The organism is Ochrobactrum sp. AP1BH01-1 (genome assembly GCF_018066705.1).
Lineage (GTDB): Bacteria > Pseudomonadota > Alphaproteobacteria > Rhizobiales > Rhizobiaceae > Brucella.
On sequence record NZ_JAGPOU010000005.1, the window covers coordinates 277,989 to 300,820 of the forward strand.

The following is a 22,832-nucleotide window of genomic DNA, read 5'->3' on the forward strand; positions in this document are numbered from 1 at the left end:
CCTATGGCGTCACGTCGAAACCGAACCATTTTTCGGATAATTTTTTGATGGTGCCATCGGCTTTCGCTGCCATGATCGCAAAGTTGAATCTCCGCTTGAGATCCGCTTCGTCCTTGCGCAGGCCCACAGCGACGCCGCGCCCGAGCAATCCACCTTTGAAAAGCGGGCCGGTCATGACGACATTGGAATATGCCTGCGTCTTCTGGATCGTGTTCAGATAGGAGCGTGCGGTGACCTGCATGTCGATGCGTCCGCTTGCGAGATCGAGATCGGCCTGCTCAGCGGTTTTATACTCGCGGACGGTGATACCATTACTGAAATAGGCGTTGACCAGCGAGTGGGCTATCGATCCGCCCACGACGCCGACAGTCGTTCCCCTTATCGCGGCCGCGACATCCTGAAGGGGCTGCTCTATGTCAGCCTTGTTACTCGAAAGGTCCAGATTTTCCTCGGTGTGAGGAAGCTTGCTGTACGGACCGTCGCGCAGGGTGGCGAAAACTTGCGGCGTACGGGCGTAGGATATGGAGAAATCGATGACTTTCTCGCGCGCATCCGTTGCCGACAACGCTCCCATGACAGCATCGGCTTTTCCAGCTTGCAAGCTTGCTATGATGGCGTCGAAGGGAATGGCTATGAAGTTGCATTCGACTTTCATCGTTCGACATAGATGCCTGCCGAGCTCAACCTCATAGCCGTCGAGCCTGCCGTCGGACTGCGTGAGATTATAGGGTCGAAAATACCCTTCGGTAGCAATTGTCAGCGCCGGGGTCGCATCTCGAGCGTACAACGGCAGCGTCGAGGATATGAACATCGCTATCCCGACGAGATTGAGCAGACGCGGATGTGTCACGTAAAAAACCTTATATTATTATTATTATTATGAATGAAGCGGATAGGCATATGCCGGGAAAAATGCGGCTGCGTAAACTGGCTGGAAATTGGGAGCTATGTTGGGGGGATTTCATTCATTTGGAAAAACGGAATTCCGCCGCCCGATCCTTTGCCGGTTCAGCAGCCCGCAGAACCCCACAAAATCACTGGCAAGCAGCTCTGATACAAACCTGTAACAATAGTGTCATATGAATGTAATATAGAGCGCGTAGAGGGCTAGTGACGCCACATCGTCCTATGTCTTTTACAACAGGAGCCGCAGCTCATGAACAAGATGATTTCCTCGACCGCAGCGCTCGCCATCGCTGCCGTTATGTCGGTTTCCGCCGCCCAGGCGCGCGATCAAATTCAGGTTGCCGGTTCCTCGACCGTTCTGCCTTATGCAAAAATCGTCGCCGAAACGTTCGGCGAAACCTTCCCGAATTTCAAGACGCCGGTTGTTGAATCGGGCGGTTCGGGCGCAGGTATCAAGGAATTCTGCAAGGGCGTTGGTGAAAACACCATCGATATCGCCAATGCATCGCGCGCCATGAAGGACTCGGAACTGAAGTCGTGCATCGACGCCGGTGTCAAGGACGTCCAGGAAGTGCGCTTTGGCTATGACGGCATCGTGTTTGCGACCGACGCCAAGGGTCCGGATTGGAAGCTGAAGCCGGAAGATGTCTACAAGGCGCTTGCAGCCAAGCTGGTCGTCGACGGCAAGCTGGTCGACAATCCGAACACCAAGTGGAACCAGGTTAACCCGAACCTGCCGGATTGGGACATTGCTGCCTATATCCCGGGTGAAAAGCACGGCACCCGCGAAGTCTTTGAAGAAAAAGTTCTGGCGGATGGCTGCAAGCATTCCGGCGCTCTGGACGAAATCAAGAAGACCGGTCTTGACGACAAGGCTGCTGCTTCGGCCTGTATCGCAGTGCGCAAGGACGGCAAGGCTGTCGACATCGATGGCGACTATGCTGAAACGCTGGCCCGCATCGACTCCAACAAGACCGGCGTTGGCGTTTTCGGCCTCTACTTCTACGAAAACAATGCCGACAAGCTGAAAGTTGCGACCGTCAACGACATCACGCCGTCGGCTGCAACCGTTGCCTCGGGTGAATATCCGGTTTCGCGTCCGCTGTTCTTCTACGTGAAGAAGGCTCATCTCGGCGTCATCCCGGGCCTGAAGGAATATGTTGAGTTCTTCCTCAACGACCAGATGATCGGTCCTGACGGTCCGCTCGCCGAATATGGTCTTGTTCCCGCTCCGGATGCAGAACGTGAAGCTCAGCGCGCTGCCTTCGCCGAAGGCAAGACGATGGCCGCGAAGTAAGTTTTGATCTGTGGAACGCGGGGATGAGGAATCTCCGCGTTCTTCTCCTTTCGCGCCTTTGCATTAAGACAGGCGCATTCGCGTGGAACGGCATAGGTGGAAGCTGCACCTCAAAGCCATCCGCATTCATCAGGGCAACCGGGGAAATTGAATGTCCTTCTTTCTGGTTCTCGTCAGTATCGTTGCAATCGGGCTGATCGGATTCTTCATAGGCCGCCAGCGTGCCGTTGCACTGGACAAGGCGCAGTCTGCTTCCGCAAAAGCCTCGCCGACCGAGAAAATGCATTCCCGCCCGCATTATCATGGCTGGTGGGTTTTCCTCGTTTCTGCATTGCCTGCGGTTCTGTTCCTCGCCGTCTGGGCTGTTGGAACGTCGGTCTATCTCGATCACAGTGCGACCGCCCGATTGCCGGATGCCATTGAGGAAGGTTCCTTCACCAATCGCAGCCTGCAGCTTGGCATGGTGCGTGGACTGGCCAACGGTCTTGAACGGTTGACGCCTGCCGAACTGGAAAGCTTTCCATCGAATTATCAGGATGCCCGCACGCTTCTGGCATCTAAGGGTGTGGCGCTTGCGACCGAAGGCCAGGATTACATGGTGCCGATCGCGCTCTACCTGAAAAAGGCAACCGCGCTGACGCACACCATCGGTTCCGCCGTTTCTCTGGTGATCGCCATTGCCGGGCTGGTCTTCGGTCTTTCGACCATCAGCCGGCGCATGCGTGCACGCAACAATGTCGAGCGGATCGTTCTCTGGGGGCTGATCGCGGCATCCGGCATCGCCATCCTGACGACCATCGGCATCATCTGCTCGATGCTGTTCCAGACCATCAGCTTCTTTCAATCTGTTTCGCCGTGGGACTTCTTCTTCGGCACGGTTTGGGATCCGCGCTTTGCCGCTGCCGGTTCGGGCGGCGAGACAGGCCAGTTCGGTCTCATCCCGCTTCTGGCCGGCACACTCTATATCGCTCTTGTGGCCATGCTGTTCGCGGTTCCGGTTGGGCTGTTTTCGGCCATCTATATGGCGGAATATGCTTCTCCGCGAGTGCGTACTATCGTAAAGCCGGTCCTTGAGCTTCTGGCTGGCATTCCCAGTATCGTATACGGCTTCTTTGCCCTTGTGACCGTCGGACCTTTCCTGCGCGATCTCTCTATTGCCATTGCTGGCGGTCAGGGTTTCATCATGGCGCAGAGCGTTCTGACCGCCGGTCTCGTCATGGGTGTGATGCTCATCCCTTTCGTGTCGTCGCTTTCCGATGACATCATCACGGCCGTGCCGCGGACATTGCGCGACGGTTCGCTCGGACTGGGCGCGACCCGCTCCGAAACCATCAAGCGCGTGGTCCTTCCAGCTGCTCTGCCGGGCATCGTCGGCGCGCTCCTGATGACCGCGTCCCGCGCTATTGGCGAAACCATGATCGTGGTTCTGGCAGCAGGTGTCGCAGCGCGCATCAATATCAATCCATTCGAGGCGATGACCACCATCACGGTGAAGATCGTCAACCAGCTCACCGGCGATCTCGAATTCAATTCGCCGCAAACGCTGGTGGCCTTTGCACTCGGCATCACGCTTTTCGTCCTGACGCTGATCATGAACATCTTTGCGCTGCACATCGTGCGCAAGTACCGGGAGCAGTACGAATAATGACCGATACGACCTTTAACGCCAGCGGCGCCGCGGCACAGCCGACGCGTCGCGATATCGGACTGAAACGCCGCTACGCTGCCGAACGCCGCTTCCGCTATTACGGCATTGCTGCGATTGCCATCGGCGTGTTCTTTCTTTGCGCGCTGCTGTTCTCGGTTTTCTCGAAGGGCTATACCGCGTTCTGGCAGACGACGCTTTATCTGCCGGTCAAGCTTGAAGAGAGCGTGATCGATCCGGGCAACAAGCGTGCGACCGATCCGAATGTGCTGATCACGGCCAACTATCCGCTGCTCGTGCGCAACGCTCTGGCTGAAAAGCTGGGTGTGGCGACGACGGACCGTCCGGCGATGCGCGATCTGGGCCGCTTCTATTCCGATGGCGTGCGCATTCAGCTCCGCGAGATGGTGATGAACAATCCATCGCTTATTGGCACGACACAGATCGTTCCGGTTCTGGCGGGCGCCGATATCGATTCGGCCTTCAAGGGGCAGATCGACCTTTCCGTTCCGGAGACGAACCGCAAGGTTTCGGACCGTCAGGTGGGCTGGATGAAAACGCTTTCGCAGGAAGGCGTGATGAAGGAAGCCTTCAATACGGGTCTGTTTACCTTCGGCGCGTCCAGCCGTCCCGAAACCTCTGGTCTCGGCGTCGCACTGATTGGCTCGCTTTACATGATGCTGATCGTTCTCGGCCTCTCGCTGCCTATCGGTGTTGCCGCTTCGATCTATCTGGAAGAGTTCGCCAAGAAGAACCGGTTCACCGACATGATCGAGGTGAACATCAACAATTTGGCGGCGGTTCCGTCCATCGTGTTCGGTCTCCTCGGGCTTGCGGTCTTCATCAACTTCTTCGGCCTGCCGCGTTCCGCCTCGCTGGTCGGCGGTCTGGTGCTGACATTGATGACGCTTCCCACCATCATCATTGCGACCCGTGCTGCCCTTCGTGCGGTGCCGCCGTCGATCCGCTCTGCGGCGCTCGGCCTTGGCGCTTCGAAAACGCAGATGGTGTTCCACCATGTCCTGCCGCTTGCAGCACCCGGGATCCTGACCGGCACGATCATCGGTCTCGCCCATGCGCTTGGTGAAACCGCGCCGCTTCTCCTGATCGGCATGGTGGCCTTCGTTGCCGACGTACCGTCGACGCCGATGGACCCGTCTACCGCTCTGCCGGTGCAGATCTATATGTGGGCAAATGAAGCAGAACGCGCCTTTGTGGAACGCACGTCAGGCGCTATCATCGTCCTGCTTCTGTTCCTTGCCGTGATGAATATTGCAGCAATCATCCTGCGCCGCCGCTTCGAGCGCCGCTGGTAAAACGGGAGTCGAAAGCTATGAACCTGATGACTGAACGATCTCTCGAGAAAGCCGTAGGAGAAAAAATGAACGCCAACGCCAGTTCCATAAAGATGCGCGGCGACAAGGTCTGCGTGTTTTATGGTGAGAAGCAGGCGCTGTTCGACGTCGATCTGGATATCCAGGAAAAGATGGTCACGGCGCTGATCGGCCCTTCCGGTTGCGGCAAGTCTACCTTCCTGCGTTCGCTCAACCGCATGAACGATACGATCGAAGGTTGCAGGGTTGGCGGCAAGATCACGCTCGACAATGAGGACATTTACGATCCGAAGATCGATGTCGTTGAACTGCGGGCCCGCGTCGGCATGGTGTTCCAGAAGCCGAACCCGTTTCCGAAGTCGATCTTCGAAAATGTGGCCTACGGTCCGCGCATCCACGGTCTTGCCCGTACCAAGACCGATCTGGAGGAAATCGTCGTGACGAGCTTGCAGAAGGCGAGCCTGTTCGAGGAAGTGAAGGATCGTCTGCACGATGCCGGTACAGGCCTTTCCGGCGGCCAGCAGCAGCGCCTTTGCATTGCGCGCGCGATTGCGGTCAGCCCGGAAGTCATCCTCATGGACGAACCGTGCTCGGCGCTCGACCCGATCGCAACCGCAAAGGTGGAAGAGCTGATCGACGAATTGCGGCAGAACTATACCATCGTGATCGTCACGCATTCCATGCAGCAGGCGGCGCGCGTTTCGCAACGTACGGCCATGTTCCATCTCGGCAATCTGGTGGAAGTGGGCGACACGGAAACCATGTTCACCGCGCCGACCGAAAAGCGCACGCAGGATTACATCACCGGACGCTTCGGCTGATCCGGAACTGCGCTCAACAGACAGTGCGGCTTCCCCGCAATTTATATTACGAGGTCTTACTATGCCGTCTCAGCATACCGTTCGCTCCTATGATGAGGAATTGAAGTTTCTCACCCACAAGATCGCCGAAATGGGCGGACATGCAGAACGCATGGTCGAGCAGTCGGTCACCGCTATCGTCAATGCGGACAATGCGCTCGCACAGCGCGTCATCTCCGACGATCTCATTCTGGATGCCAGCGAACGCGAGATCGACGACAAGGCCGTGATGATCATCGCCAAGCGCCAGCCCATGGCCGTGGACCTGCGCGAGATCATCGGCTCGATCCGTATTTCAGCCGATCTGGAGCGCGTCGGCGATCTCGGCAAGAACATTGCCAAGCGTGTTGCTGCCGTTTCGGAATCGCGCCAGCCGGTAAAGCTCTATCGCGGTCTGGAAACGCTGGCCGAACTGGCACTGACCCAGCTGAAAGACGTTCTCGACGCTTATGCATCGCGTTCGGTGCAGCAGATCAACGTCGTTCGCGACCGCGATGACGAGATTGATGCCATGTATACGTCGCTGTTCCGAGAACTGCTTACCTACATGATGGAAGATCCGCGCAATATCTCCGCCTGCACGCATCTTCTGTTCTGCGCCAAGAATATCGAGCGCATAGGCGACCATGCGACCAATATCGCGGAAACCGTTTATTACATCGTGACCGGCCTGCAAATGCCGGCTGAGCGACCCAAGGAAGACCTGAGCCACGGTATTGTCGTGGATGAGGCGCGTAAACCCTGAACTGCATCCGACCGGACCTCGGAGTCCTGCGGTTGAGAATGTGTGAATAGCGCGGCGGCACGCGGTCGATTGGGGGGATTGTATCCACCGCCCGCCGAATTTGGATAGGGAAATACTGGATGTCACAGGCACCCAAAATCGCTGTGGTAGAAGACGAAGAGGCGCTGAGCGTTCTGCTTCGCTACAATCTTGAAGCAGAGGGCTACCAGGTCGATACAATGCTGCGCGGCGACGAGGCCGAAATCGCATTGCGCGAGAATGTGCCGGATCTGCTCATCCTCGACTGGATGCTGCCGGGTGTTTCGGGCATCGAGCTTTGCCGCCGCTTGCGCCAATGGCCGGAAACCGAACGCCTGCCGATCATCATGCTGACGGCGCGGGGCGAGGAAAGCGAACGTGTTCGCGGCTTGAGCGTCGGCGCTGATGATTATGTCGTAAAGCCATTTTCAACGCCGGAACTTCTGGCGCGCGTCAAGGCGATGCTGCGCCGGTCCAATCCGAGTATCCTCTCCCATGTGCTGAAAGTGGGCGATCTTGTTCTCGACCGTCAGCAGCATCGTGTTTACCGCAAGGAAAAGGAGGTCCGTCTCGGACCGACGGAATTCCGGCTGCTCGAATATTTCATGATGTCGCCTGGCCGTGTCTTCTCGCGCAGCCAGCTTCTGGATGGCGTTTGGGGGCCCGACATCTATGTGGATGATCGCACGGTGGACGTCCATGTCGGACGGCTGCGCAAGGCGATCAATGTCGGTCGTGCGCTCGATCCGATCCGCACCGTTCGCGGCGCCGGTTATTCTTTCGGTTGATCGACACAGTCATTCAAACTCTCAAATACAGCTCTTGATCGGCCCGCCACGTCCCTCGTGGCGGGTCGTCTTGCTGGTGATCACTCACGCGGTTCGCTGACCCGATTCGCATTGGCATGGCCGAAAACCGGCGCCAGTCACCCGATTTCACACGTTGTTACAAATGTGTCTCCAAAGTTGAAAGGGATAGGCGGAACCCACGGGAAACAGAATTTCCGCAGATCATTTCAAGCACTGGGAATGTGGATTGAAAAACTGTCCAAGAAGAAGCGAATTAAGGCAGCGATAAGGCGTGTATTGAAAGAATTTGAATCCCATGAAATCAATATCTTACCTGAATTCGCAATTCCCGTTAAGAAATTATTAATATATTTTAAGGGGTTGTAGGCATATTCGCATTATCGATTCGAAATTGTTTGCGGGCTGTCCAACCGCTTCCATCATCGTTGGGATTTGACCCTTCGCCTTTTTTTGGCCTAAAAATTCCAAAACCTTGAATTCGATTGAGCGACAGTAGGGCGTGTGATTTTTGATCTTCGTCCTCTTTGACTTGCACCGCAGTCAGACATTCGCATGCATCGTTTCAGATGTATTCGCCTGAGTGGATGACTGGATCAGTTAAGGGTCCTAACATGAGATTGAGCCATTGACGCGCGCCGCGAAGTGGAAATTGCCCGTTCTTATCGGGCTGCTGGTCGCGCTTTTCGCGGTCACCGGCTGTACGACGACCGGAAACACGGGAAAAGCCAATTCGGAAAAGATGGCGGCAAGCCATGTCAAGTCCGTCAATGGCGTGAAGACCTATACCTACACGGCACGTGACAAGGAATGCCTTGAACGCGCAATGTTCTTCGAGTCCAACCGTTCGAGTTCCGATGGGCTTCTCGCTGTCGGCACCGTCGTCATGAACCGTCTCGCATCGGGCCGGTATCCTGATACGATTTGCGGCGTCGTCGGCCAGAAGAACCAGTTCGCGCCCGGTGTTCTCACCCGCAAGATGGATTCCAAAGCGCTGCCCGATGTTCAGGCCACTGCCGACGCAGTGTTGAAGGGCCAGCGTCATCCAAAGCTCAAGAACGCCATGTTCTTCCACACGGCGGGCCTGAGGTTCCCATACAACAACATGCACTATGTGCTCGTTGCTGGCGGCAATTCCTTCTACGAAAAGCGCAATCGCGACGGCTCGCTGCAAAATCCGGTCCCGCAGGAACCATACAACCTTGCTCTCGCCTATTCACCGCAATCGCCTTCCGTTCCGCAGGATGCATCCTACGACGTGACCCTGCCGCAGACTGGTCCGGTTCCGGGAACAGAGCCAACCGTTCAGGTGGCGCTCGCAGAAGCTGCAAAGGCTCAGGACGCAGAACAGAATACCGGTGCCGGTCCACAGGCTCGTGGTGACCGTCTGGCCCGTCATCGCGGTATTGCGGCGGCTCGAGAGGAGCAGCAGCCCGTGCAGGTGGCCTCCTACCAGTCGCAGTTCGATACTTCTGCTCCGCAATCGGCTTCGCTCGGTTATGCCCTCGCAAGCCAGAAGCAGGCCGACGCGATCGGCGCGCTTCTCCTGTCTCAGGACCGGCCGGAAGCGCCGCTATAATCAGCGCTTTTACAATCGACAATCTGCAACGCCGGTCTCGTTCAACCAGACCGGCGTTTTGCTTTCAGGGCAGCAGTCGTTTTCAGCGAAGGTGTCAGGGCCGGTAGACTGGACGGTAGATGACCATCGGAGCATCATAGAAATCGGCCTGGTTCTGCCACGCTCGCCTGTCGGCCCTGCGATCGAGGTCGAGCCGCATGAGGCAGTTGGCGAAAGCGTCGGTCCTGGGTTTGAAACCATAGCTTTGGCAAGTCTGCTCGTCTGCTGCGCGACGCTGTTCGGGCGTCATCGTCACGCAGCCGGCCAGAACACCGGTAACGCCCAGTAAGATAAGCACTTTCTTATTCATTGCTTTCTGCTTTCTCTGCAACTGACCGCAAGAATACTATAGCGTAAAAGGCAGGAAAAAAGGTGGTGAAATTATGCCGTCTGATAAACTGCCGGTGATTCCATATCCAAAGAGGTCTTCCACCCATGGCTCATGAACAGCTGAATCCAGTCATCGATCCGGTGAAACTCGAACGTCTTGCGGAAGTCGCCGTTCGTGTCGGTCTGCAATTGCGCGAGGGGCAGGATCTCGTCATTACGGCACCCGTCGTCGCGTTGCCGCTGGTCCGGCTCATCGCCAAACATGCCTACAAGGCCGGAGCCGGGTTGGTAACGCCATTCTTCGCGGATGACGAAATGACGCTCGCCCGTTACGAGAACGCAGCCGATGCGAGCTTCGACCGCGCCGCAAACTGGCTCTATGAAGGCATGGCAAAGGCCTATTCGGACGGCGCTGCCCGTCTGGCTATCGCAGCCGATAATCCGATGCTTCTCTCCAGCCAGGACCCCGCCAAGGTTTCCCGCGCCAACCGAGCCAATTCGAAGGCTTATCAGCCGGCACTGGAAAAGATCGCGGGTTTCGACATCAACTGGAACATCGTCTCCTATCCCAACCCGGCATGGGCGAAGCTCATGTTTCCGAACGAACCGGAGGATGTTGCGACCCGCAAGCTGGCCGATGCGATTTTTGCGGCTTCGCGCGTGGACGTCGACGATCCGGTCGGTGCCTGGGCGGCACATAACGCAGCGCTTCGCACCCGCACCCGTTTCCTGAACGGCAAGGCTTACCGCGCCCTGCATTTCAAGGGTCCGAATACCGACCTGACGGTGGGGCTCGCCGATGGCCATGAGTGGCACGGCGGGGCCTCCACCGCGAAAAACGGAATTACCTGCAATCCGAACATCCCGACGGAAGAAGTGTTTACGACGCCCCACGCCCTGCGTGTCGAGGGCTACGTGACGAGCACCAAGCCGCTGTCGCATCAGGGGACATTGATCGAGAATATCGCGGTTCGCTTTGAAGGCGGACGAATTGTCGAGGCGAAGGCGAGCCGCGGTGAAGAAGTGCTCAACAAGGTGCTGGACACGGACGAAGGCGCCCGTCGTCTTGGCGAAGTGGCGCTGGTGCCGCATTCCTCGCCGATCTCGCAGAGTGGGCTTTTGTTCTACAACACCCTGTTCGATGAAAACGCAGCAAGTCATATCGCGCTCGGCCAGTGCTATTCCAAATGCTTTATCGACGGAGCGAAGCTGACGCCGGAGCAGATCAAGGCGCAGGGCGGCAACTCGAGCCTTATCCATATCGACTGGATGATCGGCTCCGGCCAGATCGACGTCGATGGCATCAACGCGGATGGAACCCGCGAGCCGGTGATGCGCGGCGGTGAATGGGCCAACTGAGAATCGTAAAATGAAAAAGGCCGGAATGTTCCGGCCTTTATCTCTTAGAGCATTTTCAGTTTAAACTGTATCACACGAAATGCTCTATCTTTTTGTTTTTACGTCTATCCTTTGCAAAACCGCTTCGCACTTTGCCTGGAATGCTCTAGTTCTTTTCCTGAACGTGAGCCTCCAGAAACCACAGCGCCTTGTCGAGGCTGCGGGACGCTGCGGTAAAGATATCCGCCGTATCGTCGTCACCAGCATCATCTGCATCCTTGATCGATTTGCGCAGCAGGTTGGCGACGTCACCGTAGCGCTCGATCAATGCCAGCAGATGGTCGTGAACGGCATAGATGTCGGTCGGATAAGGCTTGAGCTTGCTTTCCTTGGCCACGACCTGCGTGGTGCCATAGGCCGTCCCACCGATCTGCACGGCGCGCTCGGCAATCGTGTCGACATGTTGATCGAGATCGTCGCGGAAACCGTCGAGCATTTCATGAACGGCGATGAATTGCGGCCCCTTGAGATTCCAGTGAGCCTGCTTGGTGATGAGGGCAAGATCGATTGTCGCGGCGAGGTTTTCGTTGAGTAGCGCGATCATTGTCGTCTTCGTATTGGAAGGAAGATCGTTGCGGGTTGCATGCATCGACTTCTGGGACATTTTATCCTCATATCCTTTTGCTCGATCCGGCTCAGAGAGACTGGTCGCTCATCATCGAGGGGGCAGTTCAACACAAACGAACCCGCCAGATCCTTATGAGGCTCGATTGCTGGAGCGGCCTTTATTGTCAAAGGCAATAAAAAACGTTCCCGCACCCGATAGGGAAATGCATGCCTGCAGTTTTTGTTCCATCGGGGCGACTGAAAAACTGAGCTGATCCGGGTTCGATCAAGTTGCGGCTTGTCGCGGCGCGAAATCTGATTTACCCGGTTGCCCATGAAGATACTCGCGCTTGATACTGCTGCTTCGTGGTGTTCCGTTGCCGTCTACAACTCCGATGGCGGTGTCGTGCTTGCCGATGTGAGCGAAAACATCGGCAAAGGCCATGCTGAAGTATTGATGACCTATGTCGAACGCGCTGTGACAGAAGCGAAACTATCGATCAGCGACATGGATCGGGTGGCTGTCAATGTCGGGCCGGGATCGTTTACCGGCGTCCGTATCGGTGTCTCGGCAGCGCGCGGTTTTGCCCTGGCACTCGGCGTTCCGGCTATCGGCGTCACCGCATTCGAAGCGCTGGCCGCTGAGACCCATATCGCGAACCCGGAAAATCCGGCGCTCGTTCTGCTCGACGCCCATCGCGGCGAGATTTACGCACAATCGTTCGATGCAAAAGGTTTGACAAGCGCGAGGCCTCTTGTCCTGTCGCGGGAGGAAGCGTTGGCTCTCGCAGCGTCCCAGGCGGAAAATACGGTTCTTGCAGGTTCGGCCGCTCGCTCGATCAACGAAGCGATCGGCGGTCGTTTCGCAGTGGGGTCGGCAGAACCGACCGCGACAATCGGCGTCTATGCGCGTCTGGCAGGCTTGCGCCAGCCGGGCGATGCGCCGAAGCCGCTCTACATGCGCGGGCCCGATGCGAAGCCGCAGGTCGGGTTCGCGCTGCCGCGGAAGAGCGCTGGGGAATAACCGATGATGGGTTTGCCGTTCGGACGTTTCGGTCGCAGGGAGGTTTCGGTGGAGCCGCTGAACGCACAGGACAGTCATGCGATTCAGCGCATTCACGCCGCCGCCTTCCATCATGGCTGGAGCTCCGATGATTTCAGGTCGCTGATCGGCGAGAACACTGTTTTCGGCTTTGTTGCCCGTGCGGAAGGCAAGCCGAACGATGCGTGCGGCTTCGTGCTGGCTCGCTTGGTTGCGGGAGAAGCGGAAATCCTCACCATTGCGGTTGCGCGCGACATGCAGCGGCAGGGCGTGGGACGCGCACTGATGGATGCCGTGCTGCGCCATCTCTATCAGGAACGGGCCGAAACGCTTTTTCTCGAGGTGGACGAAGCCAATGTCGCCGCGCAGGCGCTTTATCGTCGCCTCGGCTTCCAGAAGGTTGGCGACCGTCCGGCCTATTACGAAACTGCGAATGGACGTTCGGCGGCCCTCATCTTGCGGCGTGACCTGAAGAGGGCGCCATGATCGGCGTGATCAGGATATTTCTGGTCGTTGCGGCTATGGTCGCGCTGAGCCTGTCGCTGATTCCGGTCCAATATCTGTTTCTGAAAATGAAGAATGGCTGGAAACGCAGCCTGCCAAACTTCTTCCACCGCGTCGTGGCGCGCCTTTTCGGTTTCCGCATCAGAACTGTCGGCCAAATGCACGAAGGGCGTCCACTTCTTCTTGTCGCCAATCATACGTCGTGGAGCGACATCATTGTGCTCTCGGCGGTGGGGCAGGTGTCCTTCATTGCCAAATCGGAAGTGCGCGACTGGCCTGTCTTCGGCATGTTCGCCGTCTTGCAGCGCACCGTCTTCGTGGAGCGCGAACGGCGCGGCAAGACCGGTGAGCAAACCTCCGAAATTGCAAGGCGCCTGGCAACCGACGACGCAATGGTATTGTTCGCCGAAGGCACCACATCGGATGGCAATCGCGTTCTGCCGTTCAAGACGGCGCTTTTTGGCGCTGCGCATGCGGCGATCAAGGAAGCAAATGTTCCAGAAGTCATGGTTCAGCCGGTTGCCGTTGCCTATACGGGCGTTCATGGCATGGCGATGGGCCGTTACTTCCGCCCGATTGCATCGTGGCCGGGCGACGTCGAACTGATGCCGCATCTCAAAGGTATCTTGCGGGAGGGTGCGATAGACGTCGAAGTACGTTTTGGCGAGCCGGTTGTCGTTACGGCCAAGACAGACCGCAAGGCGCTGGCGCGTACGATGGAAAACCGGGTGCGCGCTCTTTTGCAAAGCGCATTGTTGGGGCGCGAGATACCGGAAGAGTGACAGCCGTCAGATTGTCACCTTCCAAAATGGCGACAAAAGCTGTAGATAGCCGCGCATGAGCGACAATATCACCGATCTTGAACCGCAGGCAGAGCGCGCCAATACGCGCAAGGTTTTTGTCAAAACCTATGGCTGCCAGATGAATGTCTATGACAGCCAGCGCATGGCCGACAGCCTTGCAGCGGAAGGCTATGTCGCGACCGATACACCGGACGATGCCGATCTGGTTCTGCTCAATACGTGCCATATTCGCGAGAAGGCGTCGGAAAAGCTCTATTCCGCGCTTGGTCGTCTGCGCAAGATGAAGGATGCACGTGAAGCGAATGGCAAGGAACTGACCATTGGCGTGGCGGGCTGCGTGGCGCAGGCTGAGGGACAGGAAATCCTGCGCCGTGCGCCGAGTGTCGATCTCGTCATCGGCCCGCAGACCTATCACCGTCTGCCCAATGCGTTGGCGCGGGTTCGCGGCGGCGAAAAGGTGGTCGAGACGGAGTATGCCCTTGAAGACAAGTTCGAGCATCTGCCGTCGCCAAAGCGTGAGGAAACGCGCAAGCGCGGTGTTTCTGCGTTCCTGACCGTGCAGGAAGGGTGCGACAAGTTCTGTACCTTCTGCGTGGTCCCCTATACGCGCGGCTCGGAAGTTTCGCGCAGCGTTAAGCAGATCGTGGCGGAGGCCGAGCGCCTGGCCGATAGCGGCGTGCGCGAACTCACCTTGCTTGGCCAGAACGTCAATGCCTGGCACGGCGCGGGCGACGATGGCCGTGAATGGGGCCTGGGCGAACTTCTGTTTCGTTTGGCGCGCATTCCGGGTATCGCCCGCCTGCGCTACACGACCAGCCATCCGCGCGACATGGATGACAGCCTGATAGCCGCCCACCGTGATCTGCGTCAGTTGATGCCTTATCTGCATTTGCCGGTGCAATCGGGATCGGACCGTATTCTCAAGGCGATGAACCGTCGCCACAAGGCGGATGAATATGTGCGGCTGATCGAGCGTATCCGCGAAGTCAGGCCGGACATGGCGCTGTCGGGTGATTTCATCGTCGGCTTCCCCGGCGAAACCGATCAGGATTTCGAAGATACGATGCAGCTGGTGCGTGAGGTCAATTACGCGCAGGCCTATTCGTTCAAATATTCGCCACGCCCCGGCACGCCGGGTGCAGATCTCGACGATCATGTCGAAGAAGCGGTCAAGGATGAGCGCCTCCAGCGCCTTCAGGCACTTTTGTCCGAGCAGCAATATGCGTTTCAGGATTCAATGATCGGTCGCGAGATGGATGTGTTGCTTGAAAAGCCGGGTCGCATTGCAGGCCAGATGGTTGGCCGCTCGCCATGGCTCCTGCCAGTCATCATCGATGACAACAACGACCGGATCGGCGACATCATTCATGTGAAAATCACGTCCACAGGCACCAACAGCCTTATTGCGCAAAAACTGGCCTGAAGGCATGATGATGTGGAGGCAGAAAATTTCGGCGCTCTGAGTCGCTTGCCGTAATCCTGTCGAGACTGTGATTGCAGTGCGTGAACGGATTGCGTTCACGCATAGTCTGGTCTGAAAAGTCCGCTACTTTTCAGGATTGTGCTTTAAGGAGATACGGTTGAGCGCTACGGAAAAGCTGAAGTCTGCCAAGCCAACCAATCAAACGCAAAAAAGCCCGACGACCGGGGCCTCGGATATGGCCCATATCGTGCTCACATTCGACAACAACCGTCTTGCCAGCGCGCTTTATGGTCAGTTCGATGAAAATCTTGCCCGTATTGAACAGAAGCTTGGCGTGGATGTCCGCTCCAAGGGGAACCAGCTGTCGATCCGGGGCGAGCCGACCGCGACCGAACAGGCGCGGCGCGCGCTCGACCATCTTTATGCAACGCTGCAGAAGGGTCATGAGCTTGGACCATCCGATGTGGATGGCGCACTCCGCATGGCAATCGCTGCCGATGACCAGTTGACGCTGCCGACCATGGAAAACAAGGGCAAGCTTTCCGCAGCCCAGATTTCCACGCGCAAGAAGACGATCTTTGCCCGCACGCCGACGCAGGATGCCTATATGCGGGCACTCGACCGGTCGGAGCTGGTGTTCGGCGTCGGACCGGCCGGTACCGGCAAGACCTATCTTGCCGTTGCTCATGCCGCCATGCTTCTCGAACGCGGTCTGGTGGAACGCATCATCCTGTCCCGCCCCGCTGTCGAGGCGGGGGAACGTCTGGGCTTCCTGCCGGGCGACATGAAGGAAAAGGTCGATCCCTATCTGCGCCCGCTTTACGATGCGCTTTACGACATGATGCCCGCCGAAAAAGTCGAACGGGCCATCACCGCGGGTGTGATCGAAATCGCGCCTCTTGCCTTCATGCGCGGGCGTACGCTGGCACATTCTGCGGTTATTCTCGATGAGGCGCAGAACACGACATCCATGCAGATGAAGATGTTTCTGACCCGCTTGGGCGAGGGATCTCGCATGATCGTGACCGGCGACCCGAGCCAGATCGATCTTCCGCCAGGCCAGAAATCGGGCCTCGTCGAAGCGCTTCGTGTGCTGGATGACGTCGAAGGCGTCATCAAAGTGCGCTTTACCGAAAAAGACGTTGTTCGTCATCCGCTGGTGGCGGCAATTGTCGGCGCTTATGACCGCGACGGCAAGCAGCACGCGCGTTCGGAATGATCTTGCAATTGCCTGTTGGAATCACGATTTAAAAGACGCTGTCTGCCTTTTGGCAGGCAGCTTTCTTGTAACTGAAAGGATGATGCGGCTAGCCAGCCCGGAGAGCCGCCGCAGAACGTGTCAAATAACGCGATCCATATCGATATCATGATCGAAGCCGGCAACTGGCCGGATGAGACCGCCCTGGAAGGGCTCGTCAGAAAGTCCGTCGAGGCCGCCTGGGCCGAACTTGGACTGAAAAGCGCTGCAAGCGAACTCAGTGTTGTCTTTACCAACGATGCCTCGATCCAGACCCTGAATGCGGAATGGCGCGGCAAGGACAAGCCGACCAATGTGCTCTCGTTCCCGGCGTTTCCGGTCAAGGCCGGGGCGCAGCCGGGACCGATGCTGGGCGATATCATCATCGCGCGCGAGACGGTGGAGCGTGAGGCGAAAGAGGAAGGCAAGCCGTTCGAAAATCACCTTGCGCACCTCGTTGTGCATGGGTTTCTGCACCTTTTGGGGTACGATCACGAAACCGATGAGGAAGCGGAAGTGATGGAGGCGCGCGAGCGCGAAATCCTTCATGCTCTTGCCATTCCCGACCCTTATGCTGTATCCGATTAGAACACGAACAACGATTGACCATGGCTGATCAAACATCGCACCCTCCGTCCGCTGGCGAAAATCGCAGCGAGACACAAGACGCCGAAGGGCAAAGTACGCAGCGGTCCGTAGTGGCCGAAAAGCGTTCCCTGTTGTCCAATATTTTCCCGTTCATGCGCTCGCGCCAATCGTCTTCGCTGCGTGAAGATCTGGCCGATGCCCTTTCCAGTACGGCAAGCGAGCAGGATTCCGCATTCTCGCCTGAAGAAAAGGCGATGCTGCACAACATCCTTCGTCTGCGTGAAATCCGCGTCGAAGACGTGATGATCCCGCGCGCCGATGTCGAGGCGGTGGAGATTTCCACGCCGCTCTGGGAAGTGCTGGAGCTTTTCGAAAAATCCGGCCATTCACGAATGCCGGTCTATGCCGAGACGCTGGACGATCCACGCGGCATGATTCATATCCGCGATGTTCTCAACTACATCACCAAGCAGGCCCGTCAAAAGACTACGCGCCGCAGCGGCACGCGCAGCAAGGCGACAGCCGAAGACGAGGCCGCCAAATTCGACATGGGCCGCATCGATCTCACCAAGACGATCGGCGAACTCAACCTCATGCGAAAGGTCCTGTTCGTGCCGCCGTCCATGATGGCAAGCGGATTGATGGCGCGCATGCAGGCGACCCATATCCAGATGGCGCTGGTGATTGACGAATATGGCGGCACCGATGGTCTCGTTTCGCTGGAAGACATTGTCGAAATGGTCGTTGGCGACATCGAGGACGAACATGACGATGAAGAAATCATGATCGCCGAAGAAGCCGACGGTGTGTTCGTTGTCGATGCACGCGCCGATCTGGAAGAGCTGGCCGCAAAAATCGGCCCGTCTTTTGAAGTGGGCGAGCATGGCGAGGATGTCGACACGGTTGGCGGCCTCATCTTCTCCGTTCTTGGGCGCATTCCGGTTCGCGGAGAAGTCGTCCAGGCTATTCCGGGCTACGAATTCCATGTGCTGGAGGTTGATCCGCGCCGCGTGAAGAAGGTGCGTATCGTACCGCTTTCCGCTGCCGATCGCCGCCGCCAGCAACGTGCTGTTCTCTCCGTTAAGGGAGAACAGCTAGCTGATGTCGAAACCGCAACCGACGCCCCCAAAGAGGCCTGATGATCGAAAGGCTGGCGGGGAAAATCATTCTGTCGAGCGGCTGGCGTCGTGCGCTGGCCGCTTTTCTGAGTGGCGCCCTCGCCACGCTGACCCAACCGCCATTTGATGTCTTTGTGGCGGGTTTCATTGCATTTCCGGTTCTTGTCTGGCTGATAGATGGCGCGATCGCCAATGCGAACGCCGGTCCGGTTAGGCGCCTTCTTCCCGCAGCCATGGTTGGCTGGTGGTTCGGCTTCGGTTATTTCGTTTCCGGATTATGGTGGATCGGCACGGCGCTGCTGGTTGACGCTGACCAATTCGCCTGGGCTCTTCCGCTGGCGGTTTTAGGTCTTCCGGCATTCCTGGCGCTTTTCTATGCGCTTGCAGCCGCGGTCGCCCGCATCTTCTGGTCGGACGGTTTGGGGCGCATCGTCGCGCTTGCGTCCGGCTTTGCGCTGGCGGAATGGCTGCGCCTTTTCCTGTTCACGGGTTTTCCGTGGAACGCCATCGGCTATGCGGTCATGCCGACCCCCCTCCTGATGCAATCGGTTGCCGTGCTGGGCCTGACCGGGATGAGCGCATTGGCCGTGTTTGTCTTTGCCGCTCCGGCCCTGCTGATCGGCGGACGATTTGCAAGAACAGGCATTGCATTTGCTCTGATACTCATCGCTGCCCATGTCGGCTTCGGCGCGTGGACGCTTTCACAAGCGCCGGCTGTGGGTGAGGAAAAAACCTCGCTTGCGGTTCGCATCGTGCAGCCGTCCATCGCCCAAACCATGAAATGGGATAATGCGGAACGTCGCTCCATCTTCGATAAGCTGGTGTCGCTGACGGCGGAAGCACCCGCCGACGGCAAGCCGAAACCCGATGTGATCATATGGCCGGAAACGGCAGTCCCCTATATCCTCACCTCAACGCCTGAGGCTCTTTCGCGTATAGGGGAAGTTCTCCAAGACGGTCAGGTTCTGCTGACCGGTGCGGTTCGCGAAGAAAGGGCCTCGGGTGGCGGCGAGCCGCGCTATTATAATTCGATTTATACGATCGATGATCGGGGCGTCATCGTTGATGCTGCCGACAAGGTGCACTTGGTCCCTTTCGGCGAATATCTGCCTTATGAAAATTTACTTCGCAGGCTTGGGCTTCAGGAAGTGGTGGAAATGCCTGGCGGGTTTACCGCCGGCACGGCGCGCCGCGCGCTGAACGTGAAAGGCGGTGAAACCTTTTTGCCGCTGATCTGCTATGAGGCGATTTTCCCCGACGAGCTCGGATATTCGGGCCAGAGGGCAAGCGCCATTATCAATGTGACGAACGACGCGTGGTATGGCGATACGCCCGGCCCCTATCAGCATTTCCGGCAGGCTCAGGTCCGTGCAGTGGAGCAGGGACTGCCCCTCATCCGCGCAGCGAATAATGGTCTTTCAGCTGTCGTGGACGCTTATGGTCGAATCACCAGCGGCCTTGCGCATGATGCCGTCGGGGTCATAGATGCTTACCTACCGTCAGCTCGTGCACCATTTTGGAGCACGCCGCCCGGCTTGCGACAATCTCTGGTAGCGCTATTAACCTTACTCGTGGTGAGCGTGGCTTTCCAGCTGCCAATCGGCAGGCGTTTTCATTGACAGACTAATATTGTTGCGATGTTATGGCTCGGCGGCGACGGTTTTTGCGGAAAATCGTCAGACTACCTCCCAAAACTTATTGTTATCGCTGTTCACATGAACAGAGCATGAATGAAAGCTCGCAGCTGCGAGGAGTGACAGTTGTATGATTGAGAATAAAAAGAAGCCCAACCCCATTGACGTGCATGTCGGCAGCCGCATCCGTCTTCGTCGTAACATGCTGGGCCTCAGTCAGGAAAAACTCGGCGAAAATCTCGGGATTACCTTTCAGCAGATCCAGAAATACGAGAAAGGCACCAACCGCGTCGGTGCAAGCCGACTTCAGGCGATCTCGGCAATTCTGAATGTCCCGGTTTCCTTCTTTTTTGAAGACGCACCGGGTTCCTCGAACCAGGCGGGTTTTGCAGAAGATAATGAAGCGACCTACGTGGTCGATTTCCTGAATTCCAATGAAGGCGTTCAGTTGACGCGCGCATTCACGAAAATTTCAGATCCCAAAGTGCGCCGCAAGATCATCGATCTCGTGAAGTCGCTCGCTGCAGACGCTGACTGATTGCATATCCGGAAAAAGCAATAAGCGCGGGACATAGGCGTGTCCCGCCGGCTCTGCGCCTTACGGCGCTGGAACAGGCAGAAAACGTTATCCGGAACGAATTTTCCTGCCGTGGCGCTGTCGCAACAAGAATATGCATTGACGGTTCAATCCCAACTTCGCTAACACATTAACCGTGCCCGGACCGCTGGAAACTGTTCCGGGCGCTACTGTGTTTCCATGGCGGAGATATTCTCCGTTGGATTTTCAAGAGGGGTTACCCGTGTCGCGCAGTTCTTATCTCTTCACCAGCGAATCTGTGTCCGAAGGCCATCCGGACAAGGTTTGCGACCGCATCTCCGATGAAATCGTGGACATGATCTACAAGGAAGCGCGCCGCACCGGCGTCGATCCGTGGTCTGTCCGTGTTGCCTGCGAAACGCTTGCCACCACCAATCGGGTGGTTATTGCCGGCGAAGTACGCGTGCCGGATACTTTCCTGAAGAAGAATAAGGACGGCACTATCGCCCATGATGCTGCCGGGCACCCTCTGATCAATCCTTCGCGTTTCCGTTCGGCGGCACGCAAGGCGATCCGTGAAATCGGTTACGAGCAGGACGGTTTCAACTGGAAGACCGTGAAGATCGACGTTCTTCTGCATCCGCAATCCGCCGACATCGCGCAGGGCGTGGACAACGCCGCCGACCGTCAGGGCGAGGAAGGTGCGGGCGATCAGGGCATCATGTTCGGCTATGCCTGCCGTGAAACCCCGGATCTGATGCCGGCGCCGATCTACTATTCGCACAAGATTCTCGAAAAGCTTTCCGAAGCACGGCACAAGGGCGAGGGCGACGCGGGCAAACTCGGTCCCGACGCCAAGAGCCAGGTCACGGTGCGCTACGAGGACGGCAAGGCCGCCGAGGTCACGCAGATCGTTCTTTCCACGCAGCATCTGGATGCTAGCTGGGATTCAAAGAAGGTCCGTTCGGTTGTAGAGCCCTATATCCGGGAAGCGCTCGGCGACCTTCCGATAGCAGCCAACTGCAACTGGTACATCAATCCGACCGGCAAATTCGTCATTGGCGGACCGGACGGCGATGCGGGACTGACCGGCCGCAAGATCATCGTGGACACTTACGGCGGTGCCGCTCCGCATGGTGGCGGCGCATTCTCCGGCAAGGACACGACCAAGGTCGACCGTTCCGCCGCTTATGCAGCACGTTATCTCGCCAAGAACGTTGTTGCTGCCGGTCTCGCCGACCGCTGCACGATCCAGCTTTCCTATGCCATCGGCGTCGCACAGCCGCTTTCGGTCTATGTCGATCTGCATGGCACGGGCAAAGTTTCCGAATCTGCGGTTGAGGAAGCGCTGCGTGAAGTCATGGACCTGTCGCCGACGGGCATTCGCAAGCATCTCGATCTCAACAAGCCGATCTATGCCAAGACCTCGTCTTACGGCCATTTCGGTCGCAAGCCGGGCCGCGACGGTTCCTTCTCCTGGGAGAAGACCGACTTGACCAAGGCGCTTAAGGCAGCGGTTGCGTAACTTCCCGGCAGGAAGTTGCATCGAAAGCCGCTTGGCGTTATGTGTCCCGACAAATTTCGAGGAGCGCGGTCTTGGATCGCGCTCTTCTGCTATTAGCGCATCCCGAAAAGTGGGAACGGTTTTCGGACAAGATGCGCGTCAAAATAAATAGATAGAGCACCGATATGGTGCCGACGGACAAAACATGACCGAAGAATCTCATCCTCTGCGCGGTGCTGGAAACTTTTTCGGCCGTCGCCATGGCAAGCCTTTGCGAAGCCATCAGAAGAACCTGTTCGAGGATCTTCTGCCGCGCCTGAAGATCGATGTCGAAAATCCCGCACCGCAGGATTTGCGCACGCTCTTTGAAGCAAAGGTTGATGCCGTGCGTCTGGAAATCGGTTTCGGCGGCGGCGAGCATCTGTACCATGAAACCGGCCGCTATCCGCAGACCGGCTTTATTGGCGTCGAGCCGTTTATCAATGGCATGGCCAAGATGCTTGCGGCACTGGATGGGGGGTCACGGCAAAACCTGCGCCTCTATGACGAGGATGCGACGGCGGTGTTGGACTGGCTGCCGGATGCTGCGCTTTCCGGTATTGATCTTTTCTATCCCGATCCGTGGCACAAGCGCCGCCACTGGAAGCGGCGTTTCGTGAGCGACGCCAATCTGGACCGCTTCGCCCGCGTTCTGAAGCCCGGCGCAAAATTCCGCTTTGCCTCGGATATTGAACATTATGTGAACTGGACCTTGCAGCATTGCCGTCGTCATGAGGCGTTCGACTGGCAGGCAGAAGGTCCATCCGACTGGAACGACGCCTATGAAGGCTGGCCTGGCACACGCTACGAAGCAAAGGCTTTTCGCGAGGGACGCCGTGCCGCCTATCTGACCTTCATTCGCCGTTAAAGCCGCCAATGAAAGAGGCGTGTATCCGAAC

Annotated in this window: 22 protein-coding genes; 19 read left to right on the forward strand and 3 right to left on the reverse strand. The window is 57.4% G+C overall.

Annotation, left to right across the window (positions count from 1 at the left end):
• Position 1 precedes the first annotated feature (1 nt).
• Positions 2-850, reverse strand: coding sequence for a transporter substrate-binding domain-containing protein (locus tag J9800_RS19165; RefSeq protein WP_114214426.1), 849 nt, complete (start codon positions 848-850; stop codon positions 2-4).
• A gap of 306 nt (positions 851-1,156) precedes the next feature.
• Between J9800_RS19165 and J9800_RS19170 the strand changes: the two genes are divergently transcribed.
• The 7 genes from J9800_RS19170 to J9800_RS19200 all read left to right on the forward strand — a co-directional run bounded on the left by J9800_RS19170 (position 1,157) and on the right by J9800_RS19200 (position 9,190).
• Positions 1,157-2,203: a PstS family phosphate ABC transporter substrate-binding protein gene (locus J9800_RS19170; RefSeq protein WP_112588435.1), complete on the forward strand. Its 1,047-nt coding sequence runs from the start codon at positions 1,157-1,159 to the stop codon at positions 2,201-2,203.
• A gap of 151 nt (positions 2,204-2,354) precedes the next feature.
• Positions 2,355-3,848 carry a phosphate ABC transporter permease subunit PstC gene (pstC, locus tag J9800_RS19175; protein ID WP_112588437.1) on the forward strand — a complete coding sequence of 498 codons (1,494 nt, stop codon included), beginning with the start codon at positions 2,355-2,357 and terminating at the stop codon, positions 3,846-3,848.
• Complete coding sequence (gene pstA / locus J9800_RS19180; protein ID WP_112588439.1) at positions 3,848-5,164, forward strand: phosphate ABC transporter permease PstA; 1,317 nt, start codon at positions 3,848-3,850, stop codon at positions 5,162-5,164. The genes pstC and pstA overlap by 1 nt, the downstream gene beginning before the upstream one ends.
• A gap of 65 nt (positions 5,165-5,229) precedes the next feature.
• Positions 5,230-6,003 carry a phosphate ABC transporter ATP-binding protein PstB gene (gene pstB / locus J9800_RS19185; RefSeq protein WP_286167385.1) on the forward strand — a complete coding sequence of 258 codons (774 nt, stop codon included), beginning with the start codon at positions 5,230-5,232 and terminating at the stop codon, positions 6,001-6,003.
• A 61-nt stretch (positions 6,004-6,064) separates the two neighbouring features.
• Complete coding sequence (phoU, locus tag J9800_RS19190; RefSeq protein WP_114214424.1) at positions 6,065-6,787, forward strand: phosphate signaling complex protein PhoU; 723 nt, start codon at positions 6,065-6,067, stop codon at positions 6,785-6,787.
• A 119-nt stretch (positions 6,788-6,906) separates the two neighbouring features.
• Positions 6,907-7,593, forward strand: coding sequence for a phosphate regulon transcriptional regulator PhoB (phoB, locus tag J9800_RS19195; protein WP_006468130.1), 687 nt, complete (start codon positions 6,907-6,909; stop codon positions 7,591-7,593).
• 646 nt (positions 7,594-8,239) lie between these two features.
• Entirely contained in the window at positions 8,240-9,190 is a 951-nt protein-coding gene (locus J9800_RS19200) for a cell wall hydrolase (protein WP_114214423.1), read from the forward strand.
• Between the two features lie 94 nt (positions 9,191-9,284).
• On the opposite strand, the gene J9800_RS19205 is transcribed toward J9800_RS19200, so the two are convergent.
• On the reverse strand, positions 9,285-9,539 hold the full coding sequence (locus tag J9800_RS19205) for a hypothetical protein (protein ID WP_112588447.1): 255 nt from the start codon (positions 9,537-9,539) through the stop codon (positions 9,285-9,287).
• Positions 9,540-9,664: 125 nt separating this feature from the next.
• Here J9800_RS19205 and J9800_RS19210 point away from each other — a divergent pair, with 125 nt between their 5' ends.
• Positions 9,665-10,918 (forward strand): aminopeptidase, encoded by a 1,254-nt coding sequence (locus J9800_RS19210; protein ID WP_114214422.1) that lies wholly within the window; start codon positions 9,665-9,667, stop codon positions 10,916-10,918.
• A gap of 145 nt (positions 10,919-11,063) precedes the next feature.
• Here J9800_RS19210 and dps read toward each other — a convergent pair whose 3' ends face one another.
• Positions 11,064-11,561: a DNA starvation/stationary phase protection protein Dps gene (gene dps, locus J9800_RS19215; protein WP_112588451.1), complete on the reverse strand. Its 498-nt coding sequence runs from the start codon at positions 11,559-11,561 to the stop codon at positions 11,064-11,066.
• 276 nt (positions 11,562-11,837) lie between these two features.
• Between dps and tsaB the strand changes: the two genes are divergently transcribed.
• The 11 genes from tsaB to trmB all read left to right on the forward strand — a co-directional run bounded on the left by tsaB (position 11,838) and on the right by trmB (position 22,801).
• Positions 11,838-12,527 (forward strand): tRNA (adenosine(37)-N6)-threonylcarbamoyltransferase complex dimerization subunit type 1 TsaB, encoded by a 690-nt coding sequence (gene tsaB / locus J9800_RS19220; protein WP_114214421.1) that lies wholly within the window; start codon positions 11,838-11,840, stop codon positions 12,525-12,527.
• A 3-nt stretch (positions 12,528-12,530) separates the two neighbouring features.
• Positions 12,531-13,031 carry a ribosomal protein S18-alanine N-acetyltransferase gene (rimI, locus tag J9800_RS19225; RefSeq protein WP_114214420.1) on the forward strand — a complete coding sequence of 167 codons (501 nt, stop codon included), beginning with the start codon at positions 12,531-12,533 and terminating at the stop codon, positions 13,029-13,031.
• Entirely contained in the window at positions 13,028-13,831 is an 804-nt protein-coding gene (olsA, locus tag J9800_RS19230; RefSeq protein WP_114214419.1) for a lyso-ornithine lipid O-acyltransferase, read from the forward strand. Before rimI ends, olsA begins: the two co-directional genes overlap by 4 nt.
• 55 nt (positions 13,832-13,886) lie before the next feature.
• A complete protein-coding gene (gene miaB / locus J9800_RS19235; protein ID WP_114214418.1) occupies positions 13,887-15,275 on the forward strand; it encodes a tRNA (N6-isopentenyl adenosine(37)-C2)-methylthiotransferase MiaB in 1,389 nt (462 codons plus the stop codon).
• Between the two features lie 157 nt (positions 15,276-15,432).
• The gene (locus tag J9800_RS19240; protein ID WP_021587621.1) at positions 15,433-16,494 is read left to right on the forward strand and encodes a PhoH family protein; all 1,062 of its coding nucleotides are present in this window, start codon (positions 15,433-15,435) and stop codon (positions 16,492-16,494) included.
• A 117-nt stretch (positions 16,495-16,611) separates the two neighbouring features.
• The gene (ybeY, locus tag J9800_RS19245; protein ID WP_114214417.1) at positions 16,612-17,100 is read left to right on the forward strand and encodes an rRNA maturation RNase YbeY; all 489 of its coding nucleotides are present in this window, start codon (positions 16,612-16,614) and stop codon (positions 17,098-17,100) included.
• A gap of 20 nt (positions 17,101-17,120) precedes the next feature.
• The gene (locus tag J9800_RS19250; protein ID WP_210845911.1) at positions 17,121-18,239 is read left to right on the forward strand and encodes a hemolysin family protein; all 1,119 of its coding nucleotides are present in this window, start codon (positions 17,121-17,123) and stop codon (positions 18,237-18,239) included.
• Positions 18,239-19,837 carry an apolipoprotein N-acyltransferase gene (gene lnt / locus J9800_RS19255; protein WP_114214415.1) on the forward strand — a complete coding sequence of 533 codons (1,599 nt, stop codon included), beginning with the start codon at positions 18,239-18,241 and terminating at the stop codon, positions 19,835-19,837. Before J9800_RS19250 ends, lnt begins: the two co-directional genes overlap by 1 nt.
• Positions 19,838-19,982: 145 nt before the next feature.
• Entirely contained in the window at positions 19,983-20,390 is a 408-nt protein-coding gene (locus J9800_RS19260) for a helix-turn-helix domain-containing protein (protein ID WP_006468145.1), read from the forward strand.
• 262 nt (positions 20,391-20,652) lie between these two features.
• A complete protein-coding gene (gene metK / locus J9800_RS19265) occupies positions 20,653-21,915 on the forward strand; it encodes a methionine adenosyltransferase (protein WP_112588467.1) in 1,263 nt (420 codons plus the stop codon).
• 184 nt (positions 21,916-22,099) lie between these two features.
• A complete protein-coding gene (trmB, locus tag J9800_RS19270) occupies positions 22,100-22,801 on the forward strand; it encodes a tRNA (guanine(46)-N(7))-methyltransferase TrmB (protein ID WP_114214414.1) in 702 nt (233 codons plus the stop codon).
• The last annotated feature ends 31 nt before the right edge of the window (positions 22,802-22,832 follow it).